At 48.3% G+C, this 13,079-nt stretch carries 17 protein-coding genes; 7 read left to right on the top strand and 10 right to left on the bottom strand.

The annotated features are described in order from the left end of the window. Window positions 1–429: 429 nt before the first annotated feature. From ON05_RS16105 to ON05_RS16085, 5 genes are all read right to left on the bottom strand, one after another. Complete coding sequence (locus ON05_RS16105) at window positions 430–1,002, bottom strand: GNAT family N-acetyltransferase (protein WP_010478618.1); 573 nt, start codon at window positions 1,000–1,002, stop codon at window positions 430–432. Window positions 1,003–1,026: 24 nt separating this feature from the next. Further along, window positions 1,027–2,250, bottom strand: a complete 1,224-nt coding sequence (locus tag ON05_RS16100) for a hypothetical protein (RefSeq protein WP_010478616.1) — start codon at window positions 2,248–2,250, stop codon at window positions 1,027–1,029. Window positions 2,251–2,270: 20 nt separating this feature from the next. Then, the gene (gene hisD / locus ON05_RS16095; RefSeq protein WP_010478614.1) at window positions 2,271–3,578 is read right to left on the bottom strand and encodes a histidinol dehydrogenase; all 1,308 of its coding nucleotides are present in this window, start codon (window positions 3,576–3,578) and stop codon (window positions 2,271–2,273) included. Between the two features lie 232 nt (window positions 3,579–3,810). Then, the gene (locus tag ON05_RS16090; protein ID WP_010478612.1) at window positions 3,811–4,266 is read right to left on the bottom strand and encodes a hypothetical protein; all 456 of its coding nucleotides are present in this window, start codon (window positions 4,264–4,266) and stop codon (window positions 3,811–3,813) included. Between the two features lie 33 nt (window positions 4,267–4,299). After that, window positions 4,300–5,109 carry a Nif3-like dinuclear metal center hexameric protein gene (locus ON05_RS16085; protein WP_010478610.1) on the bottom strand — a complete coding sequence of 270 codons (810 nt, stop codon included), beginning with the start codon at window positions 5,107–5,109 and terminating at the stop codon, window positions 4,300–4,302. 381 nt (window positions 5,110–5,490) lie between these two features. Between ON05_RS16085 and ON05_RS16080 the strand changes: the two genes are divergently transcribed. From ON05_RS16080 to ON05_RS16055, 6 genes are all read left to right on the top strand, one after another. Continuing rightward, window positions 5,491–5,697 carry a hypothetical protein gene (locus tag ON05_RS16080; RefSeq protein ID WP_262561864.1) on the top strand — a complete coding sequence of 69 codons (207 nt, stop codon included), beginning with the start codon at window positions 5,491–5,493 and terminating at the stop codon, window positions 5,695–5,697. A gap of 43 nt (window positions 5,698–5,740) precedes the next feature. Further along, window positions 5,741–6,079, top strand: a complete 339-nt coding sequence (locus ON05_RS16075) for a transposase (RefSeq protein ID WP_262561862.1) — start codon at window positions 5,741–5,743, stop codon at window positions 6,077–6,079. After that, entirely contained in the window at window positions 6,046–6,408 is a 363-nt protein-coding gene (locus ON05_RS16070) for a hypothetical protein (RefSeq protein ID WP_262561860.1), read from the top strand. Before ON05_RS16075 ends, ON05_RS16070 begins: the two co-directional genes overlap by 34 nt. Window positions 6,409–6,613: 205 nt before the next feature. Beyond that, window positions 6,614–7,489, top strand: a complete 876-nt coding sequence (locus tag ON05_RS16065) for a hypothetical protein (protein ID WP_039782309.1) — start codon at window positions 6,614–6,616, stop codon at window positions 7,487–7,489. A gap of 224 nt (window positions 7,490–7,713) precedes the next feature. Next, window positions 7,714–8,064 carry a PipX family protein gene (locus tag ON05_RS16060; protein WP_010481835.1) on the top strand — a complete coding sequence of 117 codons (351 nt, stop codon included), beginning with the start codon at window positions 7,714–7,716 and terminating at the stop codon, window positions 8,062–8,064. A 210-nt stretch (window positions 8,065–8,274) separates the two neighbouring features. Further along, window positions 8,275–8,514, top strand: a complete 240-nt coding sequence (locus ON05_RS16055) for a DUF1830 domain-containing protein (protein WP_010481837.1) — start codon at window positions 8,275–8,277, stop codon at window positions 8,512–8,514. A gap of 44 nt (window positions 8,515–8,558) precedes the next feature. Here the strand turns inward: ON05_RS16055 and ON05_RS16050 are convergent, their stop codons facing one another. The 4 genes from ON05_RS16050 to ON05_RS16035 form a co-directional block, all read right to left on the bottom strand. Further along, window positions 8,559–9,092 (bottom strand): DUF6155 family protein, encoded by a 534-nt coding sequence (locus ON05_RS16050; RefSeq protein ID WP_010481839.1) that lies wholly within the window; start codon window positions 9,090–9,092, stop codon window positions 8,559–8,561. Between the two features lie 128 nt (window positions 9,093–9,220). Continuing rightward, entirely contained in the window at window positions 9,221–9,508 is a 288-nt protein-coding gene (locus ON05_RS16045; RefSeq protein ID WP_010481840.1) for a TMEM165/GDT1 family protein, read from the bottom strand. Between the two features lie 19 nt (window positions 9,509–9,527). Beyond that, window positions 9,528–9,944, bottom strand: a complete 417-nt coding sequence (locus ON05_RS16040; RefSeq protein WP_010481843.1) for a TMEM165/GDT1 family protein — start codon at window positions 9,942–9,944, stop codon at window positions 9,528–9,530. Between the two features lie 18 nt (window positions 9,945–9,962). Further along, a complete protein-coding gene (locus ON05_RS16035; protein WP_010481845.1) occupies window positions 9,963–10,313 on the bottom strand; it encodes a YkgJ family cysteine cluster protein in 351 nt (116 codons plus the stop codon). Between the two features lie 186 nt (window positions 10,314–10,499). Between ON05_RS16035 and psb30 the strand changes: the two genes are divergently transcribed. Next, a complete protein-coding gene (gene psb30 / locus ON05_RS16030) occupies window positions 10,500–10,619 on the top strand; it encodes a photosystem II reaction center protein Ycf12/Psb30 (RefSeq protein WP_071826411.1) in 120 nt (39 codons plus the stop codon). On the opposite strand, the gene recJ is transcribed toward psb30, so the two are convergent. Further along, window positions 10,616–13,042, bottom strand: coding sequence for a single-stranded-DNA-specific exonuclease RecJ (recJ, locus tag ON05_RS16025; RefSeq protein ID WP_010481846.1), 2,427 nt, complete (start codon window positions 13,040–13,042; stop codon window positions 10,616–10,618). The genes psb30 and recJ overlap by 4 nt on opposite strands. Window positions 13,043–13,079: the final 37 nt, after the last annotated feature.

Raw genomic sequence — 13,079 nt, 5'->3', positions numbered from 1 at the left:
CGTGCTGGGTTTTTATTTGGAGACTAATTGATTACATCATGCCCTATTTTCTACAGAAACAAACACATCTCTGTAGAAAATATTAAATGATTATTTTTTGAATTTTGAGATCTTTGGGGATTAAAGTTCTTGACTGCCGCTTCTATCGCGTTCGTAGCAGTGCGATAGAAAAGATACTCAGATTTTGCAAAGCTTTATCTCTCAATTCAGTGAGAAATAGTTAAAGGTATTTTAAGTTATCAAAAGAATAAAAATTGTTGTAAAGAAGTGGAAGATTTGAAACAATTTACAAGATTTTAAGTTGTTGTTTTTTTGTTTCATTCTCTAAAAAAAAGGGGCTTGCGCCCCCCGTCGAACTTCCATGACAATAGCTACCCCTATTGTGCCCAAGTCTTTTTCGATTTGGTGATGGGTATATCTAAATAAAATCTAAACATTAGTTTTAATGAGGCTGGTGAGTATGTGGTCTTGCCAGATTCCGTTAATACAGAGATATCTAGAGGCATACCCTTCCATTTGAAAGCCTAATCGTCGGAGAAGTCTGCCGCTACGTTGGTTATGGGGCATATAGGCTGCCATAATTCGATGAAAGCTGAAGTCAGAGAATAGGTATGAAATAGCAACAGGTATCGACTCGGTCATATAGCCTTGCCCTTGATACTGGGCGGAAATACTAAACCCTAGGGTGCAGGACTGAAAAGCGCCTCGAACGACATTCGAGAAGTTGATCGCTGCAATAATCTGTTGGGGATGGTGCTGATCGAAGAGGAAGAATTTGATACCTTGGTCGTTGAGAAATGCTTGGTTGCGATCGCAAATCAAGACTCGCCAAAACTCCGGTGTATAAAACTCCACGGGTTTGATCGGCTCAAAGGGTTCTAAATGATCACGATTAACGATGAAATATCTGAGAATAGCATCGATATCATCCTCTGTCGCCATTCGCAGAATGCCGCGCTTACACTGCAATTTAGGAAACGTCGGCGTAGTTGAATTCCACATGGACGGCACACCTTGAAGTCTCGCTCAGGCGCTCAGTTGGTCTAGGGCCGCATCCAAAATGCTTTGGTCCTGGGAGGTGCATGTACTGCCCATTTCAACCGCTAGAGATAACCCTAGTAGCGTAATTTCAGGAGGGAAACGCTGGGTATCACAGAGATTCATGGTTAAAAAGGGACAGCAAAAAAGCGCTAGCTTGAGTTCTTGCCGCCAGGTATCTGGGAGTTGTCCTGCAGCTTTGAGATGGTCAATCAAAGGTTGAAGGACATGCTTAATCTTTGATTGCAGGAATTCTAGGCGTATGGCTGACGGTTGAAAATCATGATCCACGTGGATGCGATCTGCTGAAATCTCCACATTAATAGATAGGTCTTGAGCTATCTCTTGGGGAAAATATAGCCAAATCGCAAATACGTTGTGGAATATGGGCTTCGTTAGATCTAAAAAGGGGGAATGCCGCCCTGCAAAGGCCGGATCAAAGTAAATAAGGGTTTCTGTAGCTTCATCCACAAACACATTGCCGTTATGGGCATCCCCATGACCGACAACAGAGGGGGTCGCGGTCGGCTCTAGTTTTTGACTAGCCGTTTGGATAATGTCTGCTAGGGTGTCTTGGTAAGTGATGCCATTAATCTGCCAAGTCAGTTGAGCCAGCCGATCAAAATTGAGGGTTTGCCCCGGTAGCTTGACTTCTTTGCCTGCATAAAACTCGTGATAGCGTCCCCCAACCAGGCGATGGATAAAGAGTTGATGGATCGGCACATCAGCATGGTCTTCAGCGGATAAGGGTTCCAGGGTTTGCTGATAAATGTTCCACAGGGCTTGGTCGGCTTGTTCTTGCAGGGCCACAATCCGGTCAGCCCCACCTCGCTGTCCCGTTTCAATCTGACGAGCTACGTCAAATAGAGAAGGGAATTCAAAAAACTCATAGACCAGCAGTTGTTTACCCCATTCCGTCGAGCTAAAAATCGGCTGAATAATCGGGTAACCCGCCTCCGCCATAATCGTAGAGTTGTAGTACTCATGAATCAGGCTTTGGGGTTCAACGTGAGTCTTGAAAAACAGCTTGTCCCCTTCTACGGTATGCAGGAACCCATTAATGGAGTTAAGGGAGACCGCTGAGGGCCGCACCTGTACTTGCTCCACATTGAAGGGAAAATTGTCATTGACGAAGTCCTTCAGCAGGGCATTCGCCGCTGCCTGATCAGAAAACTGTAACGTCTGAATCTGATACAGGAGTTGATCGGACACGGTAACCCTCGGTATGCCCCTTACGGAAGCAGGTTCTTGCGCTCACGAATGGCCATGGCATGGGCCGGGAAGTCTTCATGCTCTGCCAATGTCTGAGCCGTATGACCTAAGCGAGCAAAGCCTTCCTGGGTTAAATAACCAATCCCGGTGCGCTTGAGGAAGTCGTATACCGACACCGCCGAGTAGGAACGAGCAAAGCCGCCCGTCGGCAGAATCGCGTTCACACCAATGCAGTAGTTGGCGGTTGGAATCGGCGTATAAGGACCAAGCAAAATTTCACCAGCATTCTTGATTTTGCCGAGAACGCTGAGGGGGTCTTGGACGAGGACTTCCAAATGCTCAGGTGCATACTCATTCAGGAAGTCGATGGATTCTTCCAGGCTGGAGGTAAGAATAATGCCGCCATAGGAAGACAGACCCTTTTGACAAAACTCCTTGCGCCAGTCCGGTAGCTGCTCCATATAATCGTCGGCATGTTTGGAGGCAGCTTTGGCAAGGTCTTCGCTGTGGGTGACTAGTAAGCCCGCGGAATCAGGTCCATGCTCTGCTTCTACTAAAAGATCTAGGGCAGCAATCCGAGGATCGGTGGTTTCATCGGTGAGAATAATGGATTCACTAGGGCCAGCGGGTAAGCCGACATCAACGGTACCGTAGAGCAGCCGCTTAGCGGCGGAGCCATAGACGTTGCAAGGTCCAGTAATTTTATCGACTTTAGGAACGGTCTCCGTGCCAATCGCCATCCCTGCGATCGCTTGGATGCCACCTAACTTATAAACGTCTTTTACACCTGCTAATTCAGCAGCAACCAGAGAAGCAGGTTCTACGGTGCCGTTTTTGTCGGGTGGAGTACAAACAACAATTTTCTCTACCCCGGCTACCACCGCAGGCACACTGAGCATCAGCATGACAGAAGGGAAGGAGCCTTTACCCCGAGGCACGTATAGTCCAGCGCTGGCAATGGGGGTGACTTTCTCCCCAGCAAAGACGCCGCCATCGATTTCGGCAAGCTGCACTTCTTCTGGCATTTGCCGTTCGTGCACTTCTTTGATGTTGCGATAGGCTTGCTCAATCGCGGCTTTGATTTCAGACTCGACTTGCTCGCGGGCAGTGGCAAATTCGGCTTCGGTCACTTTCAGATTTTCGGCAGTGGCACCGGGAAAATCAAATTTGCGCACGTATTTGATCACACCCTGATCACCGTCAGCGCGAATCTCGTCAATGACTTCTTTGGCGACAGCTAGCGCCTGTTCAATATCTAACTCGGCCCGTCGTTTGATGGAAGCGAGTTCTTCAGATGTCATTTCTGACAACCGGAGAATCCTGACCACGTGCTGTCTCCTTTAAATCAATAATCGACGACCGATACATGTCGTCGAGCGGTGTATAAGCATTACTAGCTTAGCTCAGAAGCGGGGTCAACAAAATTGAATGTATGGGTAAGGTCGATTTAGCCTATTTCTGATAACGGTATGGCCGTGATATCTCAATTGATGGAACTAAGGTTGAATCCATCAAGGTTGGTGTTAGCAACGTTGGATCAACTGTATAGGCGTGGTGTGCTTATTCTCTTTCGTCGCCGTTTTCCTCTTCATGTAACGTTTGCTCTAAGATCCATAACTCTGCTTCTTCTGGACTCCAGACTTGGTGAATAATCTTACCTAGCCTCCGATCATCAATCATATAATTGTCATCACCATCGGGCCAACGACCATAACTGAAGGGTGAAGTCTTCAAAATGTCTGCTCGGGACCGTCCTGCTAGTAGCTGATCTACTCTTTGCTGACGAAGCTGGAACTGCTGCTTGGTGTGGCGACGCTGCTGCCATTGCTGGAGAGGCTGAGCGCTGATAAGGGCCAGGGTAACGAGAGTAAAAATGATCAAGGCCAATACCGAACCATCTGCAGCTATGTTTGCCAGTATCACCATCATCAACAGCCCAATGACGATACCGACTATCTCAATACTGTTGGTGAGTTTTGTAGAGAGTTGCCTATAAATTTGGCAAACCTGTTTCATCTCAAAACTGTGGCAGTTGCATTGTTGGTCTTTCTAGTGGGCAGCCCAAAAATTGCGGAAATCTTCGTCTGATTGGCTTAGTTGTGCCCATTCAACTCCCTTGTCGGTAAATTTCTGGGCTAAGCGTTCACAGGCAGGCCGTTCTGTTGCATAGTGCCCAGCATCAATCAGAATCAGGTTGCGATCGCGACTCTCTTGAAACTGATGAAACTTACAGTCCGAGGTCAAATAAGCTTGGGCACCTGTTTGGCTCACAGCTGAAATATAGCTCGCGCCAGACCCGCCTAGTACCGCGACCCGCTCAATTTCCTGTTGGCGATCGGCGGTGGGTGAGACCAGCAAATCGGCTGGGTTTAGGGCAGACTGAATCTTGGCTAGAAGCTGCTGTAGGGTCAGGGCAGGCTTAAGATTGCCCACACGACCATACCCGAGACCATCTTGGGTGGGTTCCACAGGCGCTGCATCCTGTAGCTCTAACAGCTGAGATAACACATCTGCCGTACCATCTGTAACCTGATCGAAATTAGTGTGGGCACTGTAAACTCCAATTTGATGGGTGATGGAGAGGCGGACCATATCGCTAATGGCATCACCTTTCTGCACCGATTTCAGGGGGCCAAAAATCAACGGATGGTGGGCAAAAATCAAATTAACAGGGTTGCCCTGCTGCCGAAGTGCGATCGCTTCTTCCATCACTGCTAAAGTCGGTGTTAAACAAACTAGTACCCGAGCGGGTTGATCCAAAACGCCCGGTTCAATCTGCCAACCACAGTTATCCCACTTCTCCTGCCAGGAGGGGTTAGCCCAGCCTTCAAACCACTCAATCAATTCGCTAATTTTCATCGGTGGATTACCATCCTGATGCGTTATCGGACATGCGATCAGAGTTTCAGCCTTCTAGGATCTAATCAAGCAATAAAAAGTCTAGCTTACATCCCCTTCCCTAGAGGAGATATGGCAGTGTTCTACCTTGGGGAGAATGGTCCTATCCTGACTGCCTGACAGAAGTATCTCAAAGCCTTTATTTTCATAGTCTTTGAGAAAAGAGTGGAGCGACATGTGAAGCTAGATTTAAGCACAAATCAGCGTTACTCAAATGTCAGGCTCCACCCAAATTTATCGTCAACTGTTCTCCTTTTTACGTCAACACAGCCATTATCGAGATTTGCGTCATCTCATGACCCTGGGATGGATGGTGAGCGCCTTAATCTGCAGTGAACGATTATGCTTATCTGCTTGGGAATCCTATGTCCCCTGCCGAGCAAAAAAGCCCAAAGTGTCGAGCGTCGCTGGCAACGCTTTCTGTGCAATCCGCTCATTGATGTCCACAAACTGTATGTCCCTTTGGTCCTTCTAGCGCTTAAGAACTGGCGAACCCATCGCCTTTACCTAGCGATGGATACCACGGTTTATGGAATGAATACTGCATGATTCATGTATCCGTTGTCTGCTGTGGCAGAGCAGTACCGTTGTTATGGAAAGTATTAGAGCACAAGAGTGCGGCGGTTGCTTTGAGGAATATCAACCGCTATTGCGTCAGGCCCGTTGGTTATTACGGCAGCATCCAGATGTCATGTTGTTAGCAGATCGTGGGTTCGCGAACCATCAACTGATGAGCTGGTTACAGCAGAGCCGTTGGCATTACTGTCTGCGTATCCCATGTGATGTCCTTCTCCATGGCCCCCGTCAATGTCCAAGAGAAGTCCGTAGGTTATGGCCATCCAAAGGAGAAGCTCTCCTCTACCGTAATGTCGGGCTTTGGGATGATGGCCTCTATCGGTGCAATTGGTACTGGCGAATATCCGAGGCGTAAAAGAACCATGGGCAGTGATTACAGATGAATCACCCTCGTTACAAACCTTGTGGCAATACGCCTTGAGGTTTCGGGTGGAAGAATTATTCCTCGATAGTAAATCTGGTGTGTTTGAGCTTGAAGAGTCGAAAATTCGCTGTGCTGATGCTCTGGAGAGGCTGTACCTGATTGCTGCTGTGGCACTGCTATACAGCACGGCTCAGGGATGGCTGTTCATATTAAAGGGCTACGCCAACAGGTTGATCCCCATTGGCACAGAGGCATTAGCTATCTCAAGATTGGATTGCGGTGGCTCAAGGGGGTGGTCCATAAAGGACGGGAGTTGTTGATGCCAGTCCCCTTATTCACCAAGGATCCGCAACCGTGTTTTGCCTCTAAAAAGCTCAAAAGAAACACTACAACAAAATCTGGTTCTCTCGTATCCGCTCTCTACAGTGCAAAGCTTTATGAGCTATGGAATACAAAGATCTGTCAGGCAGTCAGGGTCCTATCTTGCCGATAATGCACCTAAATATTCTTATCCATACCTATTAAATGAAACTCACCAACAAGCTGAATTTGCCCATGCCTTTGTATCGGGCTGTGGAATGGCAAAATGCTCATCATTCCGTCGGGAAGGCAGATCTATCTTGTACCCAGTTGATTGATGCCCCACTTATTGCTTGGTTGCGACGACAATACAGTAATCAGCTTGAAGAAGACGTTTCTGAACGGCTGTGGCCTCTGTATGGCACCTTAATGCATTCGATCTTGGAAGAGTTTGCAGTTGACGGAGAGCATGTGGAAACGGAGGCCATTGCTGAGGTGGAGGGCTTTCGAGTTTCCGGCCATATAGATTTGGTGGTGACTGCTGATGGCCTGCTACAGGATTATAAATTCACCAGTTCCTGGACCGTGAAGTCGGCTAAGACTGAGGGCAAGGTGGAATGGGATCGACAGCTCAATGTTTATCGGTTCTTGTTAGAAAATGCAGTTGAAGGATCCGGTATTCCCCATTTTCCTAAAATCCAGAAGCTGCAAATTGTGGCTCTACTTCGAGACTGGGGTCCACGCCATGAGCGGGATGGTCTGAAGCCTGTAGAGGTGATTGAGGTGCCCTTATGGTCTGAAGCTGAGGTGATGGAATATGTTTGCGATCGCATCCAGCTTCACAAAGCAGCACAAGGTGATACGCCCCCTCCGATGTGTTCACCCGAAGAGCGCTGGGCCACCCCCACAACCTATGCCGTGATGAAAAAAGGTCGTAAATCTGCGCTTAAGGTGTGTGATTCGGAAGCTGCTGCTCAAGACTGGATGTCAGCCCACCAAAAAGGTGAGTGGATTGAGCAACGTCTAGGGCAGAACAAACGCTTTGAATCTTATTGTGGGTTTGGCAAGCAAGGATTCTGCCCTTACCAGGCCGTTAGTTAAGCGCAGCTCTCTTGGAGCTAGAGTGAGTTTGTCACGGTATCATTATTTTTCTGATGTTGCTCATCCAATATCCGTAACTTTGGATGCAAAAGTCTGGGGGACAGTGTCTTAATATGCCACCACACTAAAGGTGTGGATCGAACTTTTGAACTTCTCGATCTCAACGTACACAGTGTCAATGGGCCAAAAGCCTTAGGCATTTACCTCTGATTAGGTACACCGTCATGTCTAGCTATTCGGACCATTTAAATGATTTGAGTCGAGAGCGTTCTCAAAAAGAGACTCCTGGAAAGACGAGCTCTGCTGTTAGCGAGACCTATTTATCGCATCCAGTCTTTGGACTGCTCGTTAATCTATGCATTATTGATATGCAGAGTGCTCTATACGCGAGTCTATATGCCAAAAGGCTCTTTTTTCTGGTGACTGCATCCAATGCTGGCCTAGAGATAAATAACATCAGCCGAGATAATGCCAGGGTGGCGCTAGAAAAACGATTAGCCGTTCTTCGAAAATCAGGCTTCAATCAAGATTACGAGCAGCTTAAAGGAATCTACAAAAATACCTTTAGCGGTTAATTGAGGTGTGGGGGGCTTAAAAATGACAAACACTCAGGCAACTCGCTGGCCGTATCAAAGTCTGCCTGCAAACAAGGCTGGCATAAGAGGTGCTAGCCTGCCCTACTTTCCATAGACTTACTTTTGCTGATGCTGAATCGTTGAGGAATGATTCCCTAGCGCTTATCTCGATAGTCGTTCAAATCTACTTAAAGTAAGGCTGTTGATTCAATGCTGTGTAGCTATGTCAACCAAACTCCTTTTCTGGAAATTATTCGTATTTCCAATATTCAGAATTGGTATTTTGAAAAGGTGGTTTTTCAGCAGCAGCGAATTCTATTTGAATGTCATACTCAGGCCGTTTTAGAGATCTATTCTAGTGAGTTCTCGACAGCCTTACTGGTTGATAAAATTGCCTGCGAGCTGCTGCAAGTAGACACCACAGAAGAATGCTTGGATCAAACGGCCTAGGATTTAGCACCCGCAAATATAATCGATGCATCGCTCTTAGGTGCTTACTTACCGAAAGTTTCCTGATAAATTTCCAGGAGCGTGTCGTGAAACCCCCAACCCATGTGTGAAGTATTTTGTACGATATTGCGACATCGGCGTTCTGCCACACCATGCAAACCATATTTAGCAATGGCTTTCGTGGCTGACTCAAACATGCTCTCCATGCTGTTATAAAAGGGCTCATCAATATCGCCGTAGTCATCGGTAAATTTAACCCCCTGCTCAACGTAGAACAGCATCATGTCTACTAATGCCGCAGGATCACGGCAGACTTTCTTGTAATCATTCACCGCTTTGCGGGCCACCGAAAGTCGGGCTTTACCAAAGCCCCGCGCAGGGAAAAACTCGTTTTCAATTTTTTGCTTATAGCTTTCCCCGACATACTGTTCAGTTTCTGGATTGAGTTTGAGTTGGTAATATTCCTTGACTGCTGGAAAGGTTTTAAACAACTCACTAATTTCCTCAATCAGGTCTTCTTTCGAGGCTTGTTGGAGATGTTTCTTAAGTGTGGTGAGGTTGATTTTGGATGCGGCCATAGGGGTGAAGAACCTATGAATGTGCTTTGGATCAAAAGACCTGATGTAGTCTTGTCAGCCATCTGCTAATGCCAGTCAGACTAGCTATTTCAATATTAATATTTGCTGTCGAGACCCGGAGGATTGGATCACTCCACATCAGCTTCCGCAGGAGCCCAGAGGAAAGAGATACCCAAAAGTGCAAACCCAATGGCTGCTATGGCCTTCATCAGTTGTGTAGGCAATAACTGTCCCACGCCTTCTCCCAGCAAAACCCCCAACAAACTGGCAAAAATCAGTGCAGAAGAGGTTCCGAGAAAAATGGCCCGAGGATGTTGGCAATTGCCGCTGAGGGTGATGGCGGCCAACTGACTTTTATCTCCCAGTTCTGCTAGAAAGACGATGATAAACGTGATCCCTAATAACTTCCAATCCATGTGCTCTGGCTCCTGAGTTCTAGAGGTGTACCGTATCCCAAATCAGCAAGACCGCAATGAACAATAAACTTGCGCCTGTCGCGGTATTAAGTGTCTCTGCCGACACCCGACGAGCGAGCCACTGGCCAATGATTACCCCGAACAGGCTGGTTGTGATCAAGGCCGCCGCCGCACCCAAAAAAATAATCCAGGGCGATTGGGACTCTGCGGTCATCAAGAGGGTGCTTAATTGAGTTTTATCCCCTAACTCTGCCAGGAATACCGTGACAAAAGCTAACCCAAATTCCTTGCTAAATCCTTTCGTGGGGGTGGGAGGTTGATTGTTGTTGGGGGTGGCAGCTTGAAGATTGGCAGAGACTGGATTGGTATCACTCACGGTAAGCCTAAACAAAAATGGATCTGAAACTGCTTTCACATCGCAGTTGACTAGCCCCATTATGCCTGGAGGAGGGAGTTAGAAACCGATCTCTCGTTCAAACCGGAGGCTTTCTAAGCTGCGGTCACCGTATACGGCATCGATTTGTTGGCGACAACATGCGATCGCAAAATCATTCAAATCTTCAGGAGCCACACCGTACATGCGCTGAAAGACCTCTGGCTTGACTTGACAAAACTGAGGTCGATCGGCATAGATTTTGCATCGCCGATGATCTGCATCGAAATGAATGCACCAGCCATTGGAACCTACCAAGCTGAGGTAATGCTCCCATTCTTCTGGGGTTAAATACTCTTGAACATCAGGGCGCTCCGCTGGATCGAGATGGCAACAGGCCCCACATTGCTCGATGCAACACCAATTTGCCATACCTTGGCGACCTTATCCTAAACGGCTGATATCAATTGCAGGATCGGGATTGAATCGCTAACAATTTTCACCCTGATCAGAGCTAATAAGATAATCCTATCAAAATCCCCCTCGCAAGCGATCCCGTAACCAGGTAGAATAGAGGGCGCGTTCGCTCGCAATACTTGAGTTAATCTGGGAGGAAGGATGGACTTACTAGCTGCACTTAATTTACAAGTTGTGCTTCAACTAACTATGCTTGGCGCTGTCGTCATTGCTGGCCCAGTTGTCGTACTATTGGTTGCTCTTCGGAGTAACGCAACCTAGGTTAACCCTGCCAATCGATTGGCTGAACAATGATACCAACGTTGCAAGCGTTTTAACTCCTGCTCTAACACACCCGTCTCTGGGAAATCAGAGCAGGGGTAACCTATTTCTCTAAAAGCAGAAACAATCGTACTCGGTGCAACCCACCATTGCTGGCCTAAATTCAGCAGATTAAGGGGTTCGTCACCGTTTTTTGCTATTTCAAACTTTAGTTTTGCCTTTAATTCCTCTGCTGGCAAAATTGCTGGACTATGGTTGCGAATATAAATTTGCTGGGGCCGAGCCAAGGCTAACAACCAGCGTAAATGGGTCCATGAAGGCGGCAAAGACCATAGAATTAGACAGTCACAGGGACGGCTAGGTCGGTCGTATTCCACCGTTCCGGGCAGGGTTGTCGTCGATACATAGGGACGCTGATAACCGTACATGAGGATATGACCGCTAATGCCTTGTAGAACTTGAGGCCAATCCCCCAAGCTCGACCACTCTATGGCTTGTAGTAGTGTGGGTGATACGTCGGGTTCTGGACAGTGTAAGGCTACTTGCTGGCGAACAACGGGTGCCCCTTTATCGGCTTGGGCAACCACAATCGGTGTACGAGACGTTGAGTGGGGTGAGTCTACAACCGGTTCCCGAATCCCTAAAATTTCCAGCTCCAGATTGGTTTGCTGGTTCCAAGTATTTTCTCGAAGGCGATAGGCAACGTCGATCCGCTGGGGTAAAGGATAATAGGTGCCCCACCGCCATGCCATCCCTTTAATCAAATGCGGCTGATCGTCTGATTCGGAGTGAGCTAGGGTGAGCTTTAAATGGCTTTTGTCTTTGCCCACGGGTCGCTGCTCTACCACTTCAACATTGGCGGTCCAAAAAATCGGTTCTGGATTGCCAATACCGCAGGGATGCAGCTGATTAATTTGCTCGTAAAGATCCCAATCGATTTGAGTGAAGCTGGCTTGGGCATCGACCGTTACCAAGGGCTTGAGCTGATCGATCTGTAAGGTTTGGTGGGCGTAGGTACGCAGGTGCGATCGCATCTTCTCCAACTGGTCAGTTGCTAAAGAAAATCCACCTGCTGCTCGGTGGCCCCCATAGCGACCTAAGACATCATCACAGGCCTGTAGGGCTGCAAACACATCAAATTCAGGAATCCCTCGGGCTGATCCACGGATATGGGTATGGTCTTCTGCTTCATAGGTGGCAATAAAAACCGGGAGTCCGTAGCGTTCCACTAGTCGAGAGGCCACAATCCCAATCACGCCATGATGCCAACCCGGATGAACCAGCACAATCACCCAATCGCCTTCCGGCTGCCACGGCGCTTTCCCCTGTCGGACTAAGGTTTCCACTAATTCGATCGCCTCTATTTCAATATCGGAACAGAGCTGACGCCGATGCTGGTTGGCCTGTTCACACTGCATGGCTCGGGCAAAGGCGATGCCTGGATCATCGGTGGTTAATAGCTCAATGACCGTTTGTGGATCGGCAATCCGGCCCACGGCATTGATGCGGGGACCGAGGCGAAAGCCAATGGCATCCGGTTTGAGAGCTTGATCGGCAGAGACACAGCCTGACACTTGCATCAAAGACTGTACCCCCGCTAATCGAGAGTGGGGCAATAGGGCTAAACCTCGCTGTAGCCAGCGGCGATTGACCCCCACTAAGGGAGCCAAGTCAGCAATGGTTCCCAGGGTAAACAGTTCTAGTAGGGGGGTAATCAGGGTGGTATTACCCTGCTCTTGGGCGAGTAGGGTGGCTAAGACATAAGCAACCCCCACCCCGGCTAACCCTCGATAAGGGGAGTCTTCTGGCACTAATTTGGGATTGAGAATGGCGTTGGCTGGGGGGAGCTGAGGCGGCAGATCATGGTGATCTGTAACGATGACGGCTAATCCCAGCTCACGGGCTCTCACAATAGGGTCATAGGCGGCAATACCGTTATCTACGGTTAACACCAGCTTCACGTTATCTGCCGCAAATTCCTCGACGATCCGTTGGTTAATGCCGTAGCCTTCCTGCATGCGGCTCGGTATCGCATAGTCTACGTCAGCATTCAGCGCCTTTAGGACGCGCAGGAGTAGAGCCGTGCTGGTCATACCGTCCGCATCATAGTCGCCACAGATGGCAATTTTGTGTCGAGATGCGATCGCATCTTGTAACAACGTTAAGCTAGCAGCCAAATCCGGGAATGCTTCAAGAGGAGAGGGTAAGCTCTGGGACTCTGGTGCCAAAAACTGTTGAGCGGCTTCGACAGACCCTATCCCTTGGTTGGCTAATACTGCGGCCAAAAGAGGAGATAATCGGGTTGCGATCGCAATCTTGTCTACTAGAGTGCGCTCTGGATCAGCAATTTGCCAACGTTGCTGTGGAAAAGATGGTTTAGGCACAGGGAAAAATTGCGTTAGACCACTTCCACCATCGGTCATAGTGGGGCTCCACCCCCTGATTCGAGATCAATAAATT

Origin of the sequence: Acaryochloris sp. CCMEE 5410 (assembly GCF_000238775.2) — a bacterium.
GTDB lineage: Bacteria > Cyanobacteriota > Cyanobacteriia > Thermosynechococcales > Thermosynechococcaceae > Acaryochloris.
The sequence above is the reverse complement of the archived record's forward strand: the minus strand, read 5'-3'. Positions and strand labels throughout refer to the sequence as shown.